The following is a 23,675-nucleotide window of genomic DNA, read 5'->3' on the forward strand; positions in this document are numbered from 1 at the left end:
TCGAAGGAGTGGGTGCGATGACGGCGAAGAAAATTCTCATGTTGGTTGGCGACTACGTCGAAGATTACGAGGTCATGGTGCCGTTCCAGGCGCTGAGCATGGTCGGGCACACGGTGCATGCGGTGTGCCCGGAAAAGCTCGCGGGGCAGACCGTACGTACCGCGATTCATGATTTTGAGGGCGAACAGACCTACAGCGAAAAGCCAGGGCACAACTTTGCCCTGAACTATGATTTCGTGCGGGTGCGTGCCGAGAGTTATGACGCGCTGCTGATCCCTGGTGGCCGTGCACCGGAGTACCTGCGCCTGGATGAGCGGGTGCTGGAGCTGGTGCGGGCGTTCGACCAGGCCGGCAAGCCGATCGCGGCGGTATGCCATGGTGCCCAGTTGCTGGCGGCGGCCGGCGTGCTGGATGGGCGTGAATGCAGTGCTTACCCGGCCTGTGCGCCGGAAGTGCGTCTGGCGGGCGGGACATTCATCGATATCGCGGTGGACCAGGCGCATGTGGACGGCAACCTGGTGACGGCACCGGCATGGCCGGCGCACCCGGTGTGGCTGGCGGCATTCCTCAAGGTGCTGGGCACCCGTATCGCCTGACCGGGCCTCTTCGCGGGTAAACCCGCTCCCACAGTACCTCACTGCTCTCAAGTTATGTGGGGTCCCTGTGGGAGCGGGTTCACCCGCGAAAGGGCCGGTTCAGGCAATACATTGAAAGCAGGCCTACCTCACCTGCTCAACCCAGTCATTGAGGTTGTAGTAGTTGGTCACCCGGGCAATCTTCCCGCAATGGATATAGAAGAACGCCCCTGCCGGCAGCACATAGGTCTGCCCGTTGGCCGCCGGCAACCCTTCGTCATCGGCCAGATATTCCCCATGCACGGTGAACTCCGCCGCCGCGCGGCTGCCGTCGGCGTTCTGCATCACCACGATATCGGCCAGGCGTTCACGGTAGCAGCGGTTCATCTTGTCCATGAACGCAGCAAACCGGGCCTTGCCCATCTGCCGCTCGCCCTGGTTGATGTCGTGAATCACATCCTCGCTGAGCAGGGCGAGAAAGGCCGGCATGTCGCCGGCGTTGAAGGCGGCGTAGTAAGCATTTACCAGTTCGGTAGCGGTCATGGAACAATACCTGTCGTGGAGGGAAAAGGCGGGTCGTTGCTCCGGATGATAGGGTTTCCCCTCAAGCCCGGCTTAGCCGAGCGCGTCATCCACATCGACAAAACGACCGCCAAGCATGGAAATACGCCTGTTGCACGGCGCCGCTATCGCGCCTTACATCGATGACCTCGCTCGCCTGCGCCTTACCGTGTTCCGCGAGTTTCCCTACCTTTATGACGGCACCCCGGAGTACGAGGCCGACTACCTGGCCACCTATGCCCGCTCCGGGCGCAGCCTGGTGGTGCTGGCGCTGGACGACGGCAAAGTGGTCGGCGCCTCCACCGGCCTGCCGCTGGTCGATGTCGCTGCCGAGTTCCAGCAGCCGTTCCTGGCCCAGGGGCGCGACCCGGCCAGCGTGTACTACTTCGGTGAATCGGTGGTACTGCCCGAGTACCGTGGCCAGGGCCTTGGGGTGCGCTTTTTCATCGAGCGCGAGTCTTACGCACACAAGCTGGCCGAATTCGATTACTGCGCGTTCTGCGCGGTCGAGCGGCCAGGTGTGCACCCCCGGCGGCCAGCGGACTACAAGCCGTTGCACGGCTTTTGGCGCAATCGCGGCTTCCTCCACGACCCGTCGCTGCGCACCAGCTATGCCTGGCGTGACCTGGACGAGCAGGAAAGCTCCGACAAGCTGATGTCGTTCTGGCTCAAGGAACTGCCGATATGATCCGCCTGGCGGCCTGCCAATACGCCATCGAGCTGCATGAAACCTGGGACGCCTACGCCGACCACCTGCAAGGCCTGTGCGCCGAGGCGGTGGAGGCGGGGGCTCGCCTGCTGCTGTTGCCGGAGTACGCCGGGCTGGTGCTCAGCGGGCAGCTGAGTGGCGAGCAGCGGGGTGACCTGAAGGCTTCCATCACCGGTATCCAGCCGCTGATCGAGCCCTGGAAGGCGCTGTGCGAGAGCATTGCCAGGCGCTGGGGGATCTACCTGCAACCGGGCAGCGTACCGGTGCTGGACAGCGATGGGCGCTACCGTAACCGTGCCTGGCTGTTCGGCCCCAAGGGTGTGCTGGGCCACCAGGACAAGCTGATGATGACCCGTTTCGAGCGGGAGCAGTGGGACATAGCCGCGGGCCAGGGGCTGCAGGTGTTTGAAACCGAACTGGGGCGCCTGGGGATCCTGATCTGCTACGACAACGAATTCCCGATGCTGGCCCGGCGCCTGGCCGAGGGTGGTGCCGACCTGATCCTGGCGCCGAGTTGTACCGACACCGAGGCGGGTTACCACCGGGTGCGCATTGGCGCGCAGGCGCGGGCACTGGAGAACCAGATTGCCGTGTTGCAGAGCCCTACGGTGGGGTTGGCGCCATGGTCGCCGGCGCTGGACGAGAATATCGGCCGGGCAGGGTTGTTCGTGCCGCCGGATCATGGAATGCCGGGGGATGGGGTGGTGGCGCTGAGTGAAGAGCTGAGTCCGCTTTGCAGCCAGTGGCTGGTGTGTGAGGTGGATCTGGAGGAAGTGCGGCGGGTGAGGCGGGAAGGGCAGGTGTTTACCCGAAGGGACTGGCCGGAGCAGTTCGAAAGAATTGTGTAGAACAGGGGCGGCCTCTTCGCGGGTGAACCCGCTCCCACATGTATCGCGCAGCCTTGAGGCTTGTGCTGTCCCTGTGGGAGCGGGTTTACCCGCGAAGAAGGCGACACTGTTACATCAGGCTTACTTCACTTCGACTGCCAGGCTCTGGGCAATCTTGCTCTGCCACAGCGCAGGGCCAGTGATGTGTACCGACTCACCGTTGCTGTCCACGGCGACGGTCACCGGCATGTCCTTGACCTCGAACTCGTAGATCGCTTCCATGCCCAGCTCGGCAAAGGCCAGGACCTTCGACTTGCGGATGGCCTGGGCCACCAGATAGGCAGCGCCGCCGACGGCCATCAGGTACACGGCCTTGTTGTCCTTGATCGCTTCGATGGCGGCAGGGCCGCGCTCGGACTTGCCGATCATGCCCAGCAGGCCGGTCTGCTCGAGGATCTGGCGGGTGAACTTGTCCATGCGGGTGGCGGTGGTCGGGCCGGCCGGGCCTACCACTTCGTCACCGACCGGGTCGACCGGGCCGACGTAGTAGATGAAGCGGCCTTTCAGGTCCACCGGCAGCTCTTCGCCACGGTTGAGCATTTCGACCATGCGCTTGTGCGCGGCATCGCGGCCGGTCAGCATCTTGCCGTTGAGCAGGATGGTTTCGCCCGGCTTCCAGCTGGCGACTTCTTCCGGGGTGATGGCGTCGAGGTTGACGCGGCGGGCGCTCGGCCCGGCTTCCCAGACGATTTCCGGGTAGGCGTCCAGCGACGGCGCTTCCAGCTCGGCCGGGCCGGAGCCATCGAGCACGAAGTGGGCGTGGCGGGTGGCGGCGCAGTTGGGGATCATGCACACCGGCAGCGAAGCGGCATGGGTCGGGTAGTCCATGATCTTGACGTCGAGCACGGTGGTCAGGCCACCCAGGCCCTGGGCGCCGATGCCCAGCTGGTTGACCTTCTCGAACAGCTCCAGGCGGATTTCTTCCAGGCGGTTCTGCGGGCCACGGGCTTTCAGTTCGTGGATGTCGATGGACTCCATCAACACTTCCTTGGCCATGACCGCGGCCTTCTCGGCGGTACCGCCGATGCCGATGCCGAGCATGCCAGGCGGGCACCAGCCAGCGCCCATGGTCGGGACGGTCTTCAGGACCCAGTCGACGATCGAGTCGGACGGGTTGAGCATGGCCATCTTCGACTTGTTCTCCGAGCCGCCGCCCTTGGCTGCGACATCGACCTCGACCTTGTCGCCGGGGACGATGGAGTAGTGGATCACTGCCGGGGTGTTGTCCTTGGTGTTCTTGCGGGCACCGGCCGGGTCGGCCAGGATCGACGCACGCAGGACGTTTTCAGGCAGGTTGTAAGCGCGACGCACACCCTCGTTGATCATGTCGTCGACGCTCAGGGTGGCGCCGTCCCAGCGCACGTCCATGCCCACGCGCACGAACACGGTGACGATACCGGTGTCCTGGCAGATCGGGCGGTGGCCGGTGGCGCACATGCGCGAGTTGATCAGGATCTGGGCGATGGAATCGCGCGCAGCAGGCGACTCTTCACGCAGATAGGCCTCGTGCATGGCCTGGATGAAATCGACGGGGTGGTAGTACGAGATGAATTGCAGGGCGTCGGCGACGCTCTGAATCAGGTCGTCTTGCTTGATCACGGTCATGCAGCGCGCTCCTCTTAAAGACGGGAACATTCATATAGACGCTCGACGGTGCCGACCAGCGTGTCGAAACGCCTTGCAAAGGCGCGCCGGCAGCATGGCCGACGCAAAAGGGCGCGGCAGTATAGCGTGCCTTACCGCGTGAAACACCTGCGAGTGGTCTGGACCATAGTCGGCCCGGCTTGGGCATCCTTTTTGCTGCCATAGCCCGCTTGGCATACAGTGGCCTCATGACTGATGGAGAAAGACCGACCATGCCCGAACTTTGCGTGGGCGAGCGCCGCTGGGCGGTGCCGACCGGCAGCAACCTGCTCGATGCCCTGAACGACGCCGGGCTGAACGTGCCTTACAGTTGCCGCGCCGGCAGCTGCCATGCCTGCCTGGTGCACTGCCAGGGCGGGCAACCGCTGGATGCCATGCCCGAGGCCCTGGCGCAGGACAAGTATGCCCAGGGCTGGCGCCTGGCCTGCCAGTGCCGGGTAGCCGAGGACCTGCGCGTGGCATTGTTCGACCCGCTGCAGGATGGCGTGCCGGCCCAGGTCTGTGCACTGGACTGGTTCGGCGATGTGTTGCGCATGCGGCTGCGGCCCGAGCGGGCAATGCGTTACCAGGCGGGGCAGCATGTGGTGCTGTGGAATGGCGCGGTAGCGCGGCCTTACTCCTTGGCCAGCCTGCCGGGCGAAGATGATTTCCTCGAGTTTCATATCGACTGCCAGCGCCCCGGCGCCTTTTGCGACAAGGCCCGTGGTTTGCAGTTGGGTGATGTGTTGCGCCTGGGCGAGCTCAGGGGCGGTGCCTTGCATTACGACCCGGACTGGCAGCAGCGGCCACTGTGGTTGCTGGCGGCGGGCACCGGGCTGGCGCCGTTGTGGGGCATCTTGCGCGAGGCAGTGCGGCAGAGGCATCGCGGGGAAATCAGGGTCATGCATGTGGCGCGCGAGGGCGCAGGGCATTATCTGGCCGAGCCGTTGCGGGAGATGGCGAATGTGGATGTCGAGTTGATACTGGCGGAGCAACTGGATGAGGCGTTGGCCGGGTTGCGACCTTCATCGCGGCAGACGGTGGCGCTGGTGTGCGGGGCGCCGGGGAGTGTCGAGCGGTTTGCCCGGCGGTTGTTCATTGCCGGGGTGCCGCGAGGGCAGGTTTTTGCTGATGTGTTTGTCGAGCATGCCTGAGGTATTTGTGTTGATCGTACCGGCCTGTTCGCGGGTAAACCCGCTCCCACAGTGTTAGTAGCAGGCCCGAGGCTGGTGCTGCACCTGTGGGAGCGGGTTTACCCGCGAAGGGCCGCAAAGCGGCCCCCTTTCAAGCAGGATCAACCGACCAGCGGATCACCGACATGCAGGATCTTCATGCCATTGGTGCCACCGATGGTGTGGTAGCTGTCACCTTTGGTCAGGATTACCCAGTCACCTTGCTCCACCAGGCCACGCTTGAGCAGTTCGTCGACCGCTGCCTGGCTCACCTTGTCGGCCGGCAGCGAGGCCGGGTCGAAGGCGATAGGGTACACGCCGCGGAACATGTTGGCTCGGGCCTGGGTGGCGCGGTGCGGCGACAGGGCGAAGATCGGCACGTGCGAACGCAGGCGCGACATGATCAGTGGGGTGTAGCCACTCTCGGTCAGGGCGATGATCGCCTTCACGCCCGGGAAGTGGTTGGCGGTGTACATGGCCGCCAGGGCGATACTTTCGTCGCAGCGCTCGAAGGTGGTGTGCAGGCGGTGGCTGGACTTCTGGCTGGTCGGGTGCTTTTCGGCACCCAGGCAGATGCGCGCCATGGCCTGGACGGCTTCGATCGGGTAGGCACCGGCGGCACTCTCGGCCGACAGCATCACCGCGTCGGTGTTGTCCAGCACGGCGTTGGCCACGTCGGACACTTCGGCGCGGGTCGGCATCGGGTTCTGGATCATCGACTCCATCATCTGGGTCGCCACGATCACCGCCTTGTTGTTGCGGCGGGCGTGCTGGATGATCTTCTTCTGGATGGCGATCAGCTCGGCGTCGCCGATTTCCACGCCCAGGTCACCACGGGCAACCATCACCGCGTCGGAGGCGGCGATCAGCTTGTCGAGGGTCTCGTCGTCGGCAACGGCTTCGGCGCGTTCGATCTTGGCCACCAGCCAGGCGCTGCCGCCGGCTTCGTCACGCAGCTTGCGCGCGTATTCCATGTCGCTGGCGTCACGCGGGAAGGACACGGCCAGGTAGTCGAGGTCCATTTCCGCGGCCAGCTTGATGTCGGCCTTGTCTTTCTCGGTCAGGGCCGGTGCGGTCAGGCCACCACCTTTACGGTTGATGCCTTTGTGGTCCGACAGCGGGCCACCGATGATCACCACGCAGTGCAGGGCGTCTGCGGTGGCGGTCTCGACGCGCATGACCACGCGGCCATCGTCGAGCAGCAATTCGTCACCAACGCCGCAGTCCTTGACCAGGTCGGGGTAGTCGATACCGACGATGTCCTGGTTGCCTTCGGTCAGCGGGTGGGCGGTGGAGAAGGTGAACTTGTCACCGATCTTCAATTCGATGCGCTTGTTGGCGAACTTGGCGATGCGGATCTTCGGCCCTTGCAGGTCGCCCAGCAGTGCAACGTGGCGGCCGTTCTTGGCGGCGATGTCTCGGATCAGGCGCGCGCGGGCCTTGTGCTCGTCCGGAGTGCCGTGGGAGAAGTTCAGGCGTGCCACGTCCAGGCCGGCGAGGATCAGCTGTTCGATCACTTCCGGCGAGTTGCTGGCGGGGCCAAGGGTGGCGACGATTTTGGTACGGCGGATGCTCATGCACAGACTCCTATAGTGAAGCGCAGCGAAAGGCTACTCCTGAATCTCGCTGTAGTCATTGTTCCGTTGCACTACCTGCGACCAAGGCAGGGTGGCATTCGAACGGGCAGGGTATCCTTGCAAAAGGGTGTGAAGATTTGCCGGCAAAGGCCGATACACTGGCATCAAAGGAGACCCCCATGCGAGCCCTGATCGTTTTAGCCTTGGCGGCCAGCGCCGTCGGCTGCACCCGCTGGTCCATGGACCACCACCTGAACAATGCCTACCGCGCCTACGACCGTGGCGATTGCGCACGGGTCATGCTCGAGTTGTCGCAGGTCGACCGTACCAGCCGCGCGCGACCGTTCATCCACCCCGAGGTTTCGCTGCTGCGCGGCCAGTGCCTGGAGCGCCAGGCGTTGTACGTGGATGCCGCGCAGACCTACCAGTACCTGATCCAGCAGTACCCGGGCAATGAGTACGCCTATCGCGCCCAGGCACGCCTGCAGACCCTGGAGAAACTCGGCCATTTACGCGGCGCCGAAGCCGCCGTGGCCAACCCGGTGACTGCCGCACCTTGGCGTTAACACCAAGGTGTGATTTATTTCACGGGATTTGCCGCGCGTGCTGCGCTAATCTGTAACTCAGCTGTTACAACAACCGCCAGTTCCACGTATTCCTGGCATCGGATACGGACTGCACTTGCGATCATGTTCAACAAGCGCCACATCGAACGCCATCAGCTGCCTTGTGTTCTCAAGGTGTTCAACCGCTGTACCGGTCAGTCGATCGGCCAGCTGGGCAACGCCTCCGAAGACGGGCTGATGCTGATCAGCCAGCTACCTGTACTGGTAGGGCCCGACTACGATCTGCAATTGCGCCTGCCGCTGGTCGGCGGTGGGCATCAGTTCATCAACCTCACCGCCAGTTGCCTGTGGTGCCGCGAAGACCAGACGCCCGGGCACTACGATTCGGGCTTCATGCTGCTGCAGGCACCCCGCGAGTACGACGAATTTGTCCACTCGTTGCGTGACTATTTCAGTTTCCGTCCTGCCAACGCTTCCGTCTGAGCCTGCCGAGCCCCTGAGCCCTCGCGCGCTGGAGTCGCGCCAGAATCGCGCTAGAATCGGGTCGACCTCGATACAGGACGACCCCGTGACCTCCAGCATTTTCTGGCACGACTACGAAACCACCGGCATCAACCCGCGCTGCGACCGGCCGCTGCAGGTGGCCGGCGTGCGCACCGACTTCGACCTCAACGAAATCGACGAGCCGATCAGCCTTTATTGCCGGCCCTCCGACGATATCCTGCCGCACCCGGCCGCTTGCCTGGTGACCGGCATCACTCCGCAACTGTTGGCTGAGCAGGGCCTGTGCGAAGCCGAGTTCATGACCCGGGTGCACGCGCAACTGGCGCACCCAGGTACCTGCGGTGCCGGCTACAACACCCTGCGCTTCGACGACGAAGTGACCCGCTACAGCCTGTACCGCAACTTTTTCGACCCTTATGCCCGAGAGTGGCAGGGCGGCAACAGCCGCTGGGACCTGATCGACCTCGTGCGCACGGCCTATGCATTGCGCCCGGACGGCATCGAGTGGCCGCAACAGGACGGGCGCACCAGCCTGCGCCTGGAGCTACTGAGCAAGGCCAACGGCATCGACCATGGGCATGCCCACGAAGCGCTTTCCGACGTGCGGGCAACCATCGCCCTGGCCCGCCTGATCCGGCAGAAACAGCCCAAGTTGTATGACTGGCTGTTCCAGTTGCGCAGCAAGCATAAAGTGATGGAGCAGATCCGTTTGTTGCAGCCACTGGTGCATATATCCGGGCGCTTTTCGGCGGCACGCAATTACCTTGGTGTCGTATTGCCATTGGCCTGGCACCCGCGCAATCGCAATGCCCTGATTGTGTGCGACCTGCATCAGGAAGCCCTACCGTTACTACGGGAAAGTGCCGAAGTTCTACGCCAGCGTTTGTATACCCGCCATGAAGAACTGGCCGAGGGTGAATTACCCGTGCCGCTCAAACTGGTGCAGATCAATCGCTGCCCGGTACTGGCGCCACTCTCGGTATTGCGCCCGGCCGATCAACAACGGTTGGGCCTGGACTTGACATTGTTACAATTGCGCGGCGAAGAATTGGCCAAGCAACAGGCGCAATGGCAAGACAAGCTGGAACACATCTACGGCAAGGAAGACTTCGCCCCGAGTGAAGACCCGGAACAACAGTTGTATGACGGTTTTCTGGGGGACCGTGACCGCCGCTTATGCGAGCAAGTTCGTGCACTGGAACCGGCGCAGTTGGCCCATGGGCACTGGATGTTCGATGACCCGCGCCTGCCTGAACTGTTGTTCCGCTATCGGGCGCGCAACTTCCCCGAGACCTTGACCCGTGAAGAGCGGCAACGTTGGTTCAGCTTCTGCCAGCAACGCCTGAGCGACCCGCAGTGGGGGGCGCCGAATACGCTGGGCGACTTCGAACAGGCGCGGCAGCAGGCCTGGGAGGGTGCCGACGAGGCGGGGCGGCGTGTGCTGGAGGCCTGGCAGGTGCATGCCCGGCAATTGCAGGCACAGTTTGCAGTTGCCTGAGCGCTGACAAAAAACGTGGACAAACGAAAACGCCGGCAATGTGCCGGCGTTTTCGTTGCGATAAGCAAAAGGCGTATGCGGACAATCAGTCCAGCAGGGTTGCCCAGCTTTCAACCACGTCGCCACCCCATTTGGCTTTCCACTCTTTCAGGGTCTTGTGGTTGCCGCCTTTGGTTTCAATCACTTCATTGTTGTGCGGGTTCTTGTATTGCTTGACCTTGCGCGCGCGCTTGGTGGCAGTAGTCTTGACCGCACCACGCGGTGCCTTGCTCAGTTTCGATTCTGGGTCGAGCAGGGCAATCACGTCGCGCAGCGACTTGGAGTACTCGCCCATCAGTGTGCGCAGTTTGCCTTCGAACTCCAGTTCTTTCTTCAGCTTGTCATCCTGCGACAGGTTGGCCAGGCGGGCCTGAAGTTCCTTGATGGCTTCTTCGGTAGCGCGGTACTCGTTGATCAGGGACATGGAGTGTTCCTTAATGCGTGTCAGAAATGTGTGGGGCAATAATAGACAGGCAATACTCGCAAGTAAACATATTGTTGGGCAATTAACTGTTAACTAAGCTGTGACAACATTTCTCCACGTGAACAAAAATTTACAATTAACCCTGCATTTCGTCATGTCTGTCAGAGAATCACGGCAGTGCATCTCGTCAGCTACACAGGCTATGGCCGCTGCGATCAATACTGCGTTTTTCGTGGCGGGCCGCTAGAATGAGCGCCTTTGCGAAGTTCTGGAGTCTCATTCATGCGCACCTATCGTCTGGTGATCGCCTGCCCCGACCGTGTTGGCATCGTGGCGAAAGTCAGTAATTTCCTGGCCTTGTACAACGGCTGGATCAACGAAGCCAGCCACCACTCCGATGAGCAGAGTGGTTGGTTCTTCATGCGCCATGAAATCCGCGCCGAATCGCTGCCGTTCGGTATCGAAGCCTTCCGCGAGGCGTTTGCGCCGATCGCCGAAGAGTTCTCCATGACCTGGCGCATTACCGACTCGGCGCAGAAAAAGCGCGTGGTACTGATGGCCAGCCGCGAGTCGCATTGCCTGGCCGACCTGCTGCACCGCTGGCATACCGATGAGCTGGACTGCGAGATCCCTTGCGTGATCTCCAACCACAACGACCTGCGCAGCATGGTCGAGTGGCACGGTATTCCGTTCTTCCATGTACCGGTCGACCCCAAGGACAAGGCCCCTGCCTTTGCCGAAGTGTCGCGCCTGGTGCAGGAGCACGCCGCAGACGTGGTGGTGCTGGCCCGCTACATGCAGATCCTGCCGCCGCAACTGTGCCAGGACTATGCTGAAAAGGTGATCAACATCCACCACAGCTTCCTGCCGTCGTTCGTCGGCGCCAAGCCGTATCACCAGGCCGCCCTGCGTGGTGTGAAGCTGATCGGCGCGACCTGCCACTACGTCACCGAAGAGCTGGACGCCGGCCCGATCATCGAGCAGGACGTGGTGCGTGTCAGCCATGCCGACAGCATCGACGACATGGTCCGCTTTGGCCGTGATGTGGAGAAGATGGTGCTGGCCCGTGGCCTGCGTTATCACCTGGAGGACCGGGTGCTGGTGCATGGCAACAAGACTGTAGTCTTTGATTGATGGCCTTGGGGCTGCTTTGCAGCCCATCGCCGGCAAGCCAGCTCCCACAGGGATTGCTCATGGCTTGAAGTCGATGCGGTCGGGGTAGGCGCTGGCTTGCCGGCGAAAGGGGCGCAAAGCGCCCCCGGCAATCTTGAGTGACACGCCAATGACCAAGCAGCGCAACCAACCCACCGCCTCACCCCCACCCACCCTCGGTGAAGGCTGCCTGGCCCGCTACGACCCCGAAGCCCTGGCCGACACCGACGGCACCGACTTCCCCGGTGCCGCCGAACTGTGGCAGCAGCTCAACCCGCCTGACGCCGCCAGCGCTCCAGCAGCGGGCGCGCCAGCAGGCACACGAACACCGGCCCACCCGCCAGCAGATAAAAGTAGTAAGTGACCGCCCGCCATATCAGGATCGCCGCAGCCGCGGTCGAACTGCCCACCAGTGGCGTCAGCAGGCTGGCCGACGTCAGCTCGGCGGCACCGGCACCGCCAGGCAGCAGGCTGAACTGGCCGGCACTGAGCGACAGCATCTGCACCAGGAAGCTGGGGATCCACGCCAGGTCTACCCCCAACCCTCTCAATACCAGGTACAACACGCTGTAGCGCAGGCCCCAGTGGGCGCAGGTCAGGGTGAACACCAGGGTCAGCGTGCGCTTGGGCAGGCGCCAGGTCTGCGCCAGCGCGTGGATGAAGCGCAGCAGTTTGCGCGCCCAGCGGCGTTTGCGCTGCCGGTTCATGCCCAGGCGGCGTAGCAACCTGCCGTTCACGCGCATCACCGTGCGCCGGTATCGCAACAGGCCGAGCACCCCGGCCAGTGCAGTGCACAGCAGCAACGCACTGCCCAGCAACATGCTTTCCTGGCTGCGGCCCATACTGTGGAACAGCGCATAGCCGGCAATCGCCAGCATGGCGCAGAAAAAGAACACCAGGTCGTTCAGTTGGTCCATGGCAAACACCGCACCACTGCGCGCCGGGCCGATACGGTCGCGTGCCAGCAGGGCCATCAGGGTCAAGGGGCCGCCGCTGCCGCCGGGGGTGGTGCAGATGGCGAACTCGGTGGCCATCACCACACCCAGGCTGCGCAGGCGCCCAAGCCTTGCACCTTGCTGGCCGAGCAGCAGGCGCAGGCGAATGGCGTTGATCACCCAGCACAGCAGGATCATGCCCAGCAGTGTCAGCATCAGGCTGGGGTCGAAGCGCTGCAGCCTCGGCAGCAGCTCGCTGCCACCGAGCAGGGCCGGCACCAGCACGGCGCCGAGCAGTGCCAGGCCCAGCCAGGCCAGACGGTTCATGCGCTGACCTGGCGCTCGAGCCAGGTGGACTTGGTCAGGGGCTCGCGGCCCTGTGTCAGTAGCGTGTCCAAGGTGTTCAGCCAATAGTCGCGGGCTGTGTGATGGCGCATGTCCACCGGGTGCAGGCCCAGGCGCAGGGTCTCGGCGTCGCGCCAGCGCCGGCATTGCCAGTCGCACAGCACCCGTGACAGGCCGCGGCGCCAGGCGCTGCGGGCACTCCAGACCAGCCCAGGGGCCTTGATCGCGGTGAAGTCCGGCAAGCGATACAAGTGCTGCGGTGTGCTGGTGTAACGCAGCGGCAGGCAGCGCAGAGCCTGGCGGGTGCCTTCGCTCATCAGCCAGGCGGGCGCGACGAAGCCGGCCACTGGCCAGCCCTGCTCGCCGAACAGGGCCAGGCCGTGCTCCAGGCGTTGCAGGGCCTGCTGCTGGTCGAGGGCGTAGAACTCGCCTTCATGGGTATAGATGCGGCGCATGAAGTATGCGCCGGGCGTGCGCGGTGGCGGGCCGTTGTCGGCATGGTAGAAGCCGTGCAGAGCGAGCTCGTCGCCCCGGGCCAGGCGCCGCTCGAGCAAGCGGCAGAAGGTGGGCGAACGCTGCAGCGGGTTGCGGTGGTGAAAGTCCGGCACCACCAGCCAGGTCATGGGGATGTCGCCGATGGCGTCGACGGCCTGGACGAAGGGTTGGTAGTCGGGCCAGGTCTCGGGCGCGACGTCGTGCAGCACCAGCATCAGGCTGCGCGATGCAGGCAGTGGCTCAGCCATGGGCACGAACCTGCGGTTGGTGGCCGAGCACGGCCTGGTAGTGCTGCAGCAGGCCGGCGACCACCTGGTCCCACGCATAGTGCTGCTCGGCATGGCGGCGGGCCTGTGCCCCGAGCTTGCGCACCCCGGCCTCGAACGCCTCTTGTACGGCCGTCGCCATGGCCTGGCTATCGTTGGGGCGGCACAGGCGGCCGCACTGTTCGTTGACGATTTCGCCGAAGGCACCGGCGCGCACGGCCACCACCGGTGTGGCGCTGGCCATCGCTTCGAGAATGACCAGGCCGAAGGTTTCCTGATCGCCGGCGTGCACCAGCAGGTCGGCGCTGGCCATCAGCCGGGCGACTTCCGGCGCCGGGCAGAAGTGATCGATCACACTGACGTTGTGCGGCACGTTGGCCGGCATGTTCGAGCCCACCAGCAACAGGTGGTAGGGGTGGCCCAGGTGCTGCATGCAGTCGAGCAGCACCGGCAGGTTCTTTTCCCGTGAGCCACGGCCAGCGTAGATCAGCAGGCGACTGGTGTCGGCAATGCCCAGTTCGGCACGCAGCTGCGGGTCGCGCTGGCTGGGGTGGAAGGTGGCCAGGTCCACGCCCAGGCGCTGCACATGCACATCGCGCACCCCCAGGCGGCGCAGCTTGTCGGCCATGACCTGGCTAGGAGCCAGGACCCGGTCGAAATTGCCGTACAGCTTGCTGACATAGGCCTCCACATTGGGGGTGAACCAGTTGCCCATGCGGTTGCTGACCAGCAGCGGCAGATCGGAATGGTAGAAGCCGATCACCGGCACATCGAGCTTGCGCCGCGCCTCCAGCGCAGCCCAGGCGGTCAGGTAGGGGTCGCCGACTTCGATCAGGTCGGGCTTGAGCCTGCGCAGCACATTGCACCAGGGGGCCAGGCGCACCGGGAAGCGGTAGCCGTTGCCGAACGGCAGCGGCGGTGCGGGCACCTGGTAGATGCCATCGGCGTGTTGCGCGCTGGCACCGGGTATCAGCAAGCTGTGGCGCACGCCCTGGATGGCGCCGAGGCGGTGGTGTTTGGCATCAAGATAGGTACGTACGCCGCCGCTGGCGGGAGCGTAGAACATGGTGATGTCGGCGATGTGCACGATCAGCATCCCTCCGGGATCGTCTTCGGGTCTGTCATTCGGCGCTAACGGGCCGGCGATGACGCGCCTAAAGGTGGACCTATCAGAAGGATAGTTTGTTCGATCGGGATTGGGCGGGGTGGGGGAAGGCGGGGGAGTGGTGTGGGCTTCTTCGCGGGTGAACCCGCTCCCACAGGGGTCACCACGCATTCAAGAGTGGCGGAGAACCTGTGGGAGCGGGTTTACCCGCGAATCAGGCGACTCGGTCTGCAGGTCAGATGCGGAAGCTACCTACCAGCTGCTTCAGGCGGCCGGCCTGCTGCTCCAGGTCGGAGCAGGCGCGCAAGGTGGCCTGCAGGTTTTCCACGCCTTCCTGATTGAGCATGTTGATCTCGTTGATATCCATGTTGATCGCCTCGACCACGGCGGTTTGCTCTTCGGTGGCGGTGGCCACCGACTGGTTCATGCCGTCGATCTCGCCGATGCGCACGGTAACGCTGTCCAGCCGCTCACCGGCCTGGTTGGCGATCTGCATGCTGTCCTGGCTGTGACGCTGGCTCTGGTCCATGGTCTCGACCGACTCGCGGGCGCCGAACTGCAGTTCTTCGATCATGGTCTGCACCTGCTGCGCCGACTCCTGGGTGCGGTGCGCCAGGTTGCGCACTTCATCGGCGACCACGGCAAAACCACGCCCGGCTTCACCGGCACGGGCCGCTTCGATGGCCGCGTTCAGCGCCAGCAGGTTGGTCTGCTGGGAAATGCTGGTGATCACCTCGAGGATCTGGCCGATGTTGACGGTCTTGCTGTTCAGCGTCTCGATGTGCGCGCTGGAGGTGACGATCAGGTCGGACAGGCGGTTCATCGCCGCAATGTTGCGCTCCACCACCTGCTGCCCTTCTTCGGCCAGCAACCGCGCCGAGCTGGCGTGCTGCGAAGCCTGGGCGGCGTTGCCGGCAATTTCCTGGGCGGCGGCGCCCAGTTCGTTGATGGCGGCGGCCACGCTGTTGGTGCGGTTGGACTGTTCGTCGGAGTTGGTCATCGACGAGTTCGAGGCACTGATGACCCGCAGGGCCACTTCGTTGACCTGCTCGGTGGCCGAGGACACTTCGCGGATCGAGCTGTGAATACGCTCGACAAAACGGTTGAAGGCGCTGCCCAGGATGCCGAATTCGTCGTGGTTGTGGATGCGCAGGCGCTTGGTCAGGTCGCCTTCACCTTCGGCGATGTCTTCCATGGCGCGGGTCATGGTGTGCAGCGGTTGTATCAGCACGCGGATCAGCAGGCCGAGCAGGCCGATGATGATCACCACCGCCACCAGCGTGGCGATCACCGCCGAGGTGCGGAAGGTGCTGAGCATCGAGAAGGCCTTGTCCTTGTCCACCGACAGGCCGATGTACCAGTTGGCCGACGGCAGGCCGGTGATCGGCGTGAAGGTCAGCAGGCGGGCCTGGCCTTCGCTCTGCACTTCGGTCAGCTCACCGGTCAGTTTCGGCGTGTGCTGCGGGAACAGGTCCGACAGCGACTTCATCACCAGGTCTTTGTCCGGGTGCACCAGGATCTTGCCCTGGTCGTTGACCAGGAAGGCGTAGCCCATGCCGCCGAAGTTCAGCGAGTTGATGATTTGCACCAGGCCGTCCAGGGCCAGGTCGCCACCGACCACGCCGACACTGCTGGAAACTTTGTTGATGATGCCAATGACCATCCTGTTGGTGGCCATGTCGATGTACGGCTCGGTCAGGATCGCGCCGGCGGCGTTCATGCCGTCCTTGTACCAGGGGCGGGTGCGTGGGTCGTAGCCGTCGGGCATCTTCGTGTCCGGGCGCACGCTGAAGCCGCCGTCGACCTTGCCCACGTATACCGTGAGAAAGCTCGAGATCAGTGCATTCTGACCCATCAGGGTTTCGGCGTTGGTCGGGTCCTGGGCAATGTTCTGTGCCAGGTTTTCCACCAGCTTGATACGGCCTTCGAACAGGTTGCGGATATTGGTCGAAGTGGAAGCACCCATTTCAGCCAGATAGTTCTCCAGGTCCTCGCGGATCGCATTACGCTGGAGGTAATCGTTGTAGAGCGTGAACAGGCTGAAGGCGAGTATCACGATCAGTGATGCGGCCAAAAGAATCTTGTGGCTGAAACGAAGGCTTTTGTTCATGGCGTAATCGGTTCCGCTAAGGTTTTATATCAGGCGTTTGCATGCGTGGAGTCGCAAAGCAGTGCAACATCCCGAAAAGTCCCTTTTCGGTTGTCCCTCTCTATTAAGGCGAATATCACCCACGGGTATCGGCCGAACTAAGGTAAAGCTTGAGCAGAGGATTAAAGAGATGTCGGAATTTTCGACCATCGTTGTAGGTGCTGGCCCGGATGGCCAGCCAGTTGGGCAAGCGATGCGGCTGGCCAACCGCCATGGCCTGGTGGCAGGCGCGACGGGTACTGGCAAGACCGTCACCCTGCAGCATCTGGCGGAAGCGTTCAGTGACGCGGGGGTGGCGGTGTTCGCCGCCGATGTCAAAGGTGACCTGTGCGGCCTGGGCGCTGCCGGTGCGCCGCAGGGCAAGGTGGCCGAGCGTATCGCCGGCATGCCCTGGCTGGGGCACAGGCCACAGGCTTACCCGGTGAGCCTGTGGGACATTGCCGGGCAGTCCGGCCACCCGCTGCGCACCACCCTCAGTGAAATGGGGCCGCTGCTGCTGGGCAACTTGCTGGAGTTGACCGACAGCCAACAGGCGGTGCTGTACGCGGCGTTCAAGGTGGCCGACCGTGAAGGCCTGCTGCTGCTCGACCTCAAGGACCTCAAGGCGCTGCTCGCGCACCTGAAGGACAACCCGCAACTGCTGGGTGAAGACAGCGCGCTGATGACCACGGCCTCCACCCAGGCCTTGTTGCGCCGGCTGGCGACCCTGGAGCAGCAGGGCGCCGAGGCGCTGTTCGGTGAGCCGGGGTTGCAGCTCGAGGACCTCCTGCGGCCAGATCCGGATGGCCGTGGGCGTATCCACCTGCTGGACGCCAGCCGGTTGGTGCACGAGGCACCCAAGGTGTACGCGACCTTCCTGTTATGGCTGCTGGCCGAGTTGTTCGAGCAGTTGCCCGAGCGCGGCGATGCCGACAAACCGGTGCTGGCGTTGTTCTTCGATGAAGCGCACTTGCTGTTCAACGATACCCCCAAGGCATTGCAGGATCGCCTGGAACAGGTGGTGCGGCTGATCCGCTCCAAGGGCGTGGGGGTGTACTTCGTCACGCAGTCGCCGGGGGACTTGCCGGATGCGGTGCTGGCCCAGTTGGGCTTGCGCATTCAGCATGGCTTGCGGGCATTTACCGCCAAGGAGCAGAAGTCGCTGCGGGCGGTGGCCGATGGCTTCCGCCCCAACCCGGCGTTCGACACCCTGGCGGTGCTGACCGAGCTGGGGATTGGCGAAGCGCTGGTGGGGACGCTGGAAGAGAAGGGCACGCCTGCGATGGTGCAACGGGTACTGATTGCGCCGCCGCAGTCGCGTATCGGACCGTTGAGCGCGGCTGAGCGCAGTGCGCTGATTGCCGCTTCGCCGCTGGCGGGGCGTTACGACAAGCCGCTGGACCGTGAATCGGCCTATGAAATGCTGACCCAGCGCAAGGGCGAACCGGTGGAGCCGGCGCCGCAACCCAAGGTGGATGAGGAGAGCTTTGCCGACAAGGCCGGTGAGTTTTTGCAGAGTGCGGCGGGGCAGGCGATCAAGTCGGCGGTACGCCAGGCGGCCAACCAGTTGGGGCGGCAGTTGGTGCGGGGCTTGATGGGGTCGTTGCTGGGGGGCAGGAAAAGGTAGTTTGCCTGTGCCGGTCCCTTCGCGGGTAAACCCGCTCCCACAGGTTCACCACAGATATCAAGAGCTGTGCATTACCAGTGGGAGCGGGTTTACCCGCGAAGAGGCCGGCACAGAAAAAAGGCGACCCGAAGGCCGCCTCTTTCAGAACCGTGTCACTCAGCCAATGGCTTTGGACGCCAGCCAGAACAGGCCGGCCGCCAGGCCCATCGACGCAGGCAGGGTCAGTACCCAGGCCAGCAGGATGGTCTTCACGGTGCCGCCTTGCAGGCCGCTCTTGTTAGCGACCATGGTGCCGGCCACGCCGGACGACAGCACGTGGGTGGTCGATACCGGCAGGGCGAAGATGTTGGCCATGCCGATGGCGCAAGCCGCGGTGATCTGCGCCGACATGCCCTGGGCATAGGTCATGCCCTGCTTGCCGATCTTCTCGCCAACGGTCAGTACCACGCGCTTCCAGCCGACCATGGTACCCAGGCCCAGGGCCAGGGCGACGGCCACGATCACCCAGAACGGGGCGTACTCGGTGGTGGCAGTCAGATCTTTGCGCAGTTTTTCCAGGTCGGCCTTTTCACGGGCTTCCAGGCCCGGCAGCTTGCCGACCTTCTTCGCCGTGTCGTCCAGGCACAGCAGGTAGCGGCGCACTTCGACACGCTTGTCGGCACTCAGGCTGTGGTAGTCGGTAACGCCTTGCAGCGAGGATTGCAGCGCGGCAATGGTCGGCTCGGTCTGCTGCGGGTTGCAGCTGAACTGCTCCGGCAGATCGCTGGATTTGGCCTTGCCCAGTGCCAGGAACTCGCCCAGGGTGGCGGCGTTGCGCTGGTAAAACTGGCTCATGTGCAGGGTGGCGTCGCGGGTACGCTCGATCTGGTAGGTAGTGCTGTTCAGGTCGAGGACGAACTTGGCCGGAACGATACCGATCAGCACCAGCATGATCAGGCCAATGCCTTTCTGGCCGTCGTTGGAGCCGTGCACGAAGCTTACGCCCATGGCCGAAACCACCAGTACCAGGCGGTTCCAGAACGGCGGGTGCTTCTTGTCGTCGAGCTTGCGGCGCTGTTCGGGGGTCTTGTGCATCTTCGACAGCGGGCGCCACCACCTCAGGCCGATCAGCACCAGGGCGGCAACGGCAAAGCCGGCCATGGGCGAGACCACCAGCGACATGGCGATGTCGATCGCCTTTTGCCAGTTGACACCGTCGCCCAGCGGGATGTCGTTGATCAGGGCATTGGCCAGGCCGACGCCGAGGATGGAGCCGATCAGCGTGTGCGAGCTGGAGGCAGGGATACCGAAGTACCAGGTGCCCAGGTTCCAGGTGATGGCCGCAGCCAGCAGCGAGAAGACCATGGCCAGGCCGTGTCCGGTGTTCACATTGATCAGCAGCTCTACCGGCAGCAGGTGCACGATGGCATAGGCCACCCCGACACCGCCGAGCAGAACGCCAAGGAAGTTGAACACGCCGGAGAAGAACACGGCGAGGTGCGGCGGCATGGCTTTGGTATAGATAACGGTAGCTACCGCATTGGCGGTGTCATGAAAGCCATTGATGAACTCGAAGGCGAGTACGAAGGTCAAGGCGAGCAGCAGGCTCACCAACACCCAGGCATCCAGTCCGCTGAATAAATCGATCATGAAGGTTGTCTGGCGGTCATAGGGGGGCGGGATTATGCCAGAAAACCTTGGCAATCGATGCATCTGCGACAGACCGACGGCAATCTTCCTGACGCGAGCGCGATGTGCGCGACGGGGCGGGCAGGCAGGGGAATGTCTGCTAAAGAGCGTAAAATCTAGCTAAAACCGGCAAAAAGCTGGGGAAAAAGCCGCTTCGCTACTATTCAAACGAGCGTATGAAATTTGTGTAATTCCATTTCATCTTCGGTCTGACAGTAAAGATCGACCGCGCCCGGGCGGGCCGGGCGGCGACGCGCTGGCGTAGTCCCGAGAGTCAGGGAGTGTCGCTGCGCCGTTCTTTTTCCATACGTTCCAGTTCCTGGCTGAAGGCCTGGTCGCGCACGCTGGCACGCTTGCGCCAAGGTTTGCGTTCCGGATCCGGTTGTGCGGCGTATGTGGTGACTTCGCCACCATAAACGTCCTTGTAACGTTCAGCCTGGCGCTCGAGTTCCGCGCGCAGTTCATCTTTCGTCACAGTAGTACCTGAATGAAGTGTGATGAGTGTTGTTGTGCGTTGCGCCGCGTGCACATGCCTTGCTGGCCGCAACGGCTTGATACAGCGGAAGGTTCCATTACCCCGGCATCGTCAACGCCTGCGTAATCGATTATAGCAACCGATACTTCGCCGAACATTGTTATTTACCCAACCCTGACATCATCTGACGCAAGTAACGGGATGCGTCCGGCAACAGATTGGGCCTTTCGTACAAGTTTGAAAGGCAAGATGGACAAAAGTTCGCTGCAGTGCAGTAGCGGGGCGGTTGACTGGGTGTGTAATGAAAAACGGCCTCGCCAAAAAGGCGAGGCCGTTGCCTGGGGACTTCTACGGTGGGTACCTGACCAGTCTCTCCAAAGAAGCCACAAGTGGCATGAGAAAGGTATAAGTAAAAGTGTCAGCGGTCAATTGCGATTATCGGCCGTTTGTTCGATAATCGCACGAGTGGGCGTTTTTTTGAGGTGTGCGATGAGTGACGAAACCCTGGCCAACGATTCCGTCAATCCAGAGTCAGCCAATCCAGAGCCGGCACGATCTGCTTCGGCAGCCCTGGCTCCGCCGATCGTGGCTTCCCCGGCCAAGCGCATCCAGGCCTTTACCGGTGACCCAGACTTCATGACTTCTCTGGCACGCGGCCTGGCTGTGATCCAGGCCTTTCAGGAACGCAAGCGCCACCTGACCATCGCCCAGATCAGTCACCGCACCGAAATCCCCCGGGCGGCGGTGCGCCGTTGCCTGCACACGTTGATCAAGCTGGGTTACGCCACCACCGACGGGCGCACCTATTCGCTGTTGCCCAAAGTGCTGACGCTGGGGCATGCGTACCTGTCGTCGACGCCGCTGGCGATTTCTGCCCAGCCTTACCTGGACCGTATCAGCGACCAGTTGCACGAGGCGGCCAACATGGCCACGCTTGAAGGTGACGACATTCTTTATATAGCCCGTTCGGCCACGGTGGAGCGGCTGATCTCGGTTGACCTGTCGGTGGGTGGGCGCCTGCCGGCCTATTGCACGTCGATGGGGCGCATTCTGCTGGCGGCCATGGACGACACCAGCCTGCGTGAGTATCTGGAACGTGCCGACCTGAAGGCGCGTACCAGCCGTACCTTGCATGACCCCGAGTCGCTGTTCGCCTGTATCCAGCAGGTGCGCGCCCAGGGCTGGTGCGTGGTGGACCAGGAGCTGGAGCAGGGGCTGCGCTCGATTGCCGTGCCGGTGTATGACGCCTCGGGGCAGGTGTTGGCGGCGTTGAATGTGAGTACCCATGTCGGGCGGGTGACGCGCAGTGAGCTGGAGCAGCGGTTCTTGCCGATCCTGCTGGCGGCCAGCCGGGACCTTTGCCATCAGTTGTTTGGTTGAGCCTGCAAGGGGCCGCAAAACGCCCCCTTGCAAATTTAGAACAGGCAAAAGCCTTTCCTGTGCGATAAACGCACAGTGTCGTTCGCGGTGAATTGCGCCGCCCCCGCCCGCTGATTAATGTCTCTCGCAACGGTCGGCTGTGCCGACCGAACAAGAAAAACACAAGAGGCACTTAGCATGAATACTGTCCCCTCGCTGCCGCGGCCGCACCCGCGCGCAGTACCGTTATATCCAGGCTGACGCCGGCCGCATTACCACCAAACTATCGTCCTCTGTACCGGTTGATCGCGTGCAGTGGCCAGGCTGTGCCCCTCATTCTGGATAACAATAATGAACCAAGCGCAAACCAACGTCGGCAAAAGCCTCGACGTCCAGTCGTTCATCAATCAGCAGCCGCTGTCCCGCTACCAGTGGCGGGTGGTGCTGCTGTGCTTTCTGATCGTCTTCCTCGATGGCCTCGACACCGCTGCCATGGGCTTCATCGCCCCGGCCCTGTCGCAGGAGTGGGGGATTGACCGTGCCAGCCTCGGCCCGGTCATGAGTGCTGCATTGATCGGCATGGTGTTCGGTGCCCTCGGCTCCGGCCCGTTGGCCGACCGTTTTGGCCGCAAGGGCGTGCTGGTGGGCGCGGTGCTGGTGTTCGGCGGCTTCAGCCTGGCTTCGGCCTTCGCCACCAACGTCGACCAGTTGCTGGTGTTGCGCTTCCTGACCGGCCTGGGCCTTGGCGCAGGCATGCCCAACGCCACCACGCTATTGTCTGAGTACACCCCCGAGCGCCTCAAGTCGCTGTTGGTGACCAGCATGTTCTGCGGCTTCAACCTGGGCATGGCCGGTGGTGGTTTCATTTCCGCCAAGATGATCCCGGCCTACGGTTGGCACAGCCTGCTGGTGATCGGTGGCGTGCTGCCGTTGCTGCTGGTACTGGTGCTGATGGTGTGGCTGCCGGAGTCGGCGCGCTTCCTGGTGGTACGCAACCGGGGCACCGACAAAGTGCGCAAGACCTTGTCGCCCATCGCGCCGCAGGTGGTGGCCGAGGCGGGCAGCTTCAGTGTGCCGGAACAGAAGGCGGTGGCCGCGCGCAACGTGTTTGCACTGATCTTCTCCGGCACCTATGGCATGGGCACCATGCTGCTGTGGCTGACCTATTTCATGGGCCTGGTGATCGTCTATCTGCTGACGAGCTGGCTGCCAACCTTGATGCGCGACAGTGGCGCGAGCATGGAGCAGGCTGCTTTCATCGGCGCACTGTTCCAGTTCGGTGGTGTGCTGAGTGCCGTCGGCGTGGGCTGGGCCATGGACCGCTTCAATCCGCACAAGGTGATCGGCATTTTCTACCTGCTGGCGGGGGTGTTCGCCTACGCCGTGGGGCAGAGTCTGGGCAATATCACCGTATTGGCCACGTTGGTGCTGGTTGCCGGTATGTGCGTGAACGGCGCCCAGTCGGCGATGCCGTCGCTGGCGGCGCGCTTCTATCCGACTCAGGGCCGCGCCACGGGGGTATCGTGGATGCTCGGTATTGGCCGCTTCGGGGCGATTCTCGGGGCCTGGAGTGGTGCGACGCTGCTGGGGCTGGGCTGGAACTTCGAGCAGGTGCTGACGGCATTGCTGGTGCCGGCGGGGCTGGCGACCGTAGGTGTGCTCGTGAAAGGGCTGGTGAGCCACGCTGACGCGACCTGACGCGATGGCCTCATCGCCGGCAAGCCAGCTCTCATAGAACTGCACATAACTCGTTGAATTAGCAGGGCCCCTGTGGGAGCGGCTTTAGCCGCGAACACCGGCGTAGCTGGTGCCATGCACCGCGTTGGATTCTTCGCGGCTAAAGCCGCTCCCACAGGATGCACGGACCGCTTGCGAATTCAGTTCTCTATGCGACAGCGCAGCCCAAAGGGCTGGGCCAGGTCCCACAGGAATACATCAGGCCCCGGGCCGGTGCCGTACCTGTGGGAGCTGGCATGCCGGCGATT

21 protein-coding genes and 1 pseudogene are annotated in these 23,675 nt (G+C 63.2%); 11 read left to right on the forward strand and 11 right to left on the reverse strand.

All coding sequences use genetic code 11. The features are described 5' to 3' along the window. The first annotated feature begins 17 nt into the window (after positions 1-17). Positions 18-596, forward strand: a complete 579-nt coding sequence (locus FQ664_RS07540; protein WP_144171268.1) for a DJ-1/PfpI family protein — start codon at positions 18-20, stop codon at positions 594-596. A 123-nt stretch (positions 597-719) separates the two neighbouring features. Here FQ664_RS07540 and FQ664_RS07545 read toward each other — a convergent pair whose 3' ends face one another. Next, the gene (locus tag FQ664_RS07545) at positions 720-1,118 is read right to left on the reverse strand and encodes a nuclear transport factor 2 family protein (RefSeq protein ID WP_144171270.1); all 399 of its coding nucleotides are present in this window, start codon (positions 1,116-1,118) and stop codon (positions 720-722) included. Positions 1,119-1,233: 115 nt separating this feature from the next. On the opposite strand from FQ664_RS07545, the gene FQ664_RS07550 reads away from it, so the two are divergent. Together FQ664_RS07550 and FQ664_RS07555 are read left to right on the forward strand one after the other, a co-directional pair. Further along, a complete protein-coding gene (locus FQ664_RS07550; protein ID WP_144171272.1) occupies positions 1,234-1,824 on the forward strand; it encodes a GNAT family N-acetyltransferase in 591 nt (196 codons plus the stop codon). Beyond that, the gene (locus tag FQ664_RS07555; RefSeq protein ID WP_144171274.1) at positions 1,821-2,693 is read left to right on the forward strand and encodes a carbon-nitrogen hydrolase family protein; all 873 of its coding nucleotides are present in this window, start codon (positions 1,821-1,823) and stop codon (positions 2,691-2,693) included. Before FQ664_RS07550 ends, FQ664_RS07555 begins: the two co-directional genes overlap by 4 nt. A gap of 120 nt (positions 2,694-2,813) precedes the next feature. Here the strand turns inward: FQ664_RS07555 and FQ664_RS07560 are convergent, their stop codons facing one another. Next, a complete protein-coding gene (locus FQ664_RS07560; RefSeq protein WP_025340505.1) occupies positions 2,814-4,337 on the reverse strand; it encodes a fumarate hydratase in 1,524 nt (507 codons plus the stop codon). 251 nt (positions 4,338-4,588) lie between these two features. On the opposite strand from FQ664_RS07560, the gene FQ664_RS07565 reads away from it, so the two are divergent. Beyond that, on the forward strand, positions 4,589-5,509 hold the full coding sequence (locus FQ664_RS07565) for an iron-sulfur-binding ferredoxin reductase (protein WP_144171276.1): 921 nt from the start codon (positions 4,589-4,591) through the stop codon (positions 5,507-5,509). 140 nt (positions 5,510-5,649) lie between these two features. On the opposite strand, the gene pyk is transcribed toward FQ664_RS07565, so the two are convergent. Next, a complete protein-coding gene (gene pyk, locus FQ664_RS07570) occupies positions 5,650-7,104 on the reverse strand; it encodes a pyruvate kinase (protein ID WP_144171278.1) in 1,455 nt (484 codons plus the stop codon). Between the two features lie 179 nt (positions 7,105-7,283). Here pyk and FQ664_RS07575 point away from each other — a divergent pair, with 179 nt between their 5' ends. From FQ664_RS07575 to sbcB, 3 genes are all read left to right on the forward strand, one after another. Next, positions 7,284-7,670, forward strand: a complete 387-nt coding sequence (locus FQ664_RS07575) for a tol-pal system YbgF family protein (protein ID WP_025340503.1) — start codon at positions 7,284-7,286, stop codon at positions 7,668-7,670. Between the two features lie 123 nt (positions 7,671-7,793). Further along, positions 7,794-8,153 (forward strand): PilZ domain-containing protein, encoded by a 360-nt coding sequence (locus tag FQ664_RS07580; RefSeq protein WP_144171280.1) that lies wholly within the window; start codon positions 7,794-7,796, stop codon positions 8,151-8,153. An 85-nt stretch (positions 8,154-8,238) separates the two neighbouring features. After that, the gene (gene sbcB, locus FQ664_RS07585; protein ID WP_144171282.1) at positions 8,239-9,672 is read left to right on the forward strand and encodes an exodeoxyribonuclease I; all 1,434 of its coding nucleotides are present in this window, start codon (positions 8,239-8,241) and stop codon (positions 9,670-9,672) included. Positions 9,673-9,757: 85 nt separating this feature from the next. Here sbcB and mvaT read toward each other — a convergent pair whose 3' ends face one another. Then, positions 9,758-10,135 carry a histone-like nucleoid-structuring protein MvaT gene (gene mvaT / locus FQ664_RS07590; protein ID WP_003259590.1) on the reverse strand — a complete coding sequence of 126 codons (378 nt, stop codon included), beginning with the start codon at positions 10,133-10,135 and terminating at the stop codon, positions 9,758-9,760. Between the two features lie 282 nt (positions 10,136-10,417). Between mvaT and purU the strand changes: the two genes are divergently transcribed. Next, on the forward strand, positions 10,418-11,269 hold the full coding sequence (gene purU, locus FQ664_RS07595) for a formyltetrahydrofolate deformylase (RefSeq protein ID WP_023662871.1): 852 nt from the start codon (positions 10,418-10,420) through the stop codon (positions 11,267-11,269). 287 nt (positions 11,270-11,556) lie between these two features. Here the strand turns inward: purU and FQ664_RS07605 are convergent, their stop codons facing one another. The 5 genes and pseudogenes from FQ664_RS07605 to FQ664_RS28200 form a co-directional block, all read right to left on the reverse strand. Then, on the reverse strand, positions 11,557-12,549 hold the full coding sequence (locus FQ664_RS07605; protein ID WP_144171286.1) for a glucosaminyl phosphatidylglycerol flippase: 993 nt from the start codon (positions 12,547-12,549) through the stop codon (positions 11,557-11,559). Next, positions 12,546-13,310: an N-acetylglucosaminyl phosphatidylglycerol deacetylase gene (locus FQ664_RS07610; protein ID WP_144171288.1), complete on the reverse strand. Its 765-nt coding sequence runs from the start codon at positions 13,308-13,310 to the stop codon at positions 12,546-12,548. The genes FQ664_RS07605 and FQ664_RS07610 overlap by 4 nt, the downstream gene beginning before the upstream one ends. Continuing rightward, positions 13,303-14,424, reverse strand: coding sequence for an N-acetylglucosaminyl phosphatidylglycerol synthase (locus FQ664_RS07615; RefSeq protein WP_144171290.1), 1,122 nt, complete (start codon positions 14,422-14,424; stop codon positions 13,303-13,305). The genes FQ664_RS07610 and FQ664_RS07615 overlap by 8 nt, the downstream gene beginning before the upstream one ends. 244 nt (positions 14,425-14,668) lie before the next feature. After that, the gene (locus FQ664_RS28195) at positions 14,669-15,433 is read right to left on the reverse strand and encodes a methyl-accepting chemotaxis protein (RefSeq protein ID WP_474707137.1); all 765 of its coding nucleotides are present in this window, start codon (positions 15,431-15,433) and stop codon (positions 14,669-14,671) included. Positions 15,434-15,526: 93 nt separating this feature from the next. After that, a pseudogene (locus FQ664_RS28200) lies at positions 15,527-16,543 on the reverse strand (cache domain-containing protein); the annotation flags it as partial. Positions 16,544-16,712: 169 nt separating this feature from the next. Between FQ664_RS28200 and FQ664_RS07625 the strand changes: the two are divergent. Further along, entirely contained in the window at positions 16,713-18,188 is a 1,476-nt protein-coding gene (locus tag FQ664_RS07625; RefSeq protein WP_144171294.1) for a helicase HerA-like domain-containing protein, read from the forward strand. 156 nt (positions 18,189-18,344) lie between these two features. Here the strand turns inward: FQ664_RS07625 and FQ664_RS07635 are convergent, their stop codons facing one another. Beyond that, entirely contained in the window at positions 18,345-19,817 is a 1,473-nt protein-coding gene (locus tag FQ664_RS07635; protein ID WP_144171296.1) for an inorganic phosphate transporter, read from the reverse strand. A 313-nt stretch (positions 19,818-20,130) separates the two neighbouring features. Then, the gene (locus FQ664_RS27205; RefSeq protein WP_178090956.1) at positions 20,131-20,331 is read right to left on the reverse strand and encodes a hypothetical protein; all 201 of its coding nucleotides are present in this window, start codon (positions 20,329-20,331) and stop codon (positions 20,131-20,133) included. 489 nt (positions 20,332-20,820) lie between these two features. Between FQ664_RS27205 and pcaR the strand changes: the two genes are divergently transcribed. Beyond that, complete coding sequence (gene pcaR / locus FQ664_RS07645; RefSeq protein ID WP_256675908.1) at positions 20,821-21,711, forward strand: pca regulon transcriptional regulator PcaR; 891 nt, start codon at positions 20,821-20,823, stop codon at positions 21,709-21,711. Between the two features lie 330 nt (positions 21,712-22,041). Beyond that, a complete protein-coding gene (gene pcaK / locus FQ664_RS07650; protein WP_144171298.1) occupies positions 22,042-23,388 on the forward strand; it encodes a 4-hydroxybenzoate transporter PcaK in 1,347 nt (448 codons plus the stop codon). The last annotated feature ends 287 nt before the right edge of the window (positions 23,389-23,675 follow it).

The organism is Pseudomonas persica (assembly GCF_900291015.1).
Lineage (GTDB): Bacteria > Pseudomonadota > Gammaproteobacteria > Pseudomonadales > Pseudomonadaceae > Aquipseudomonas.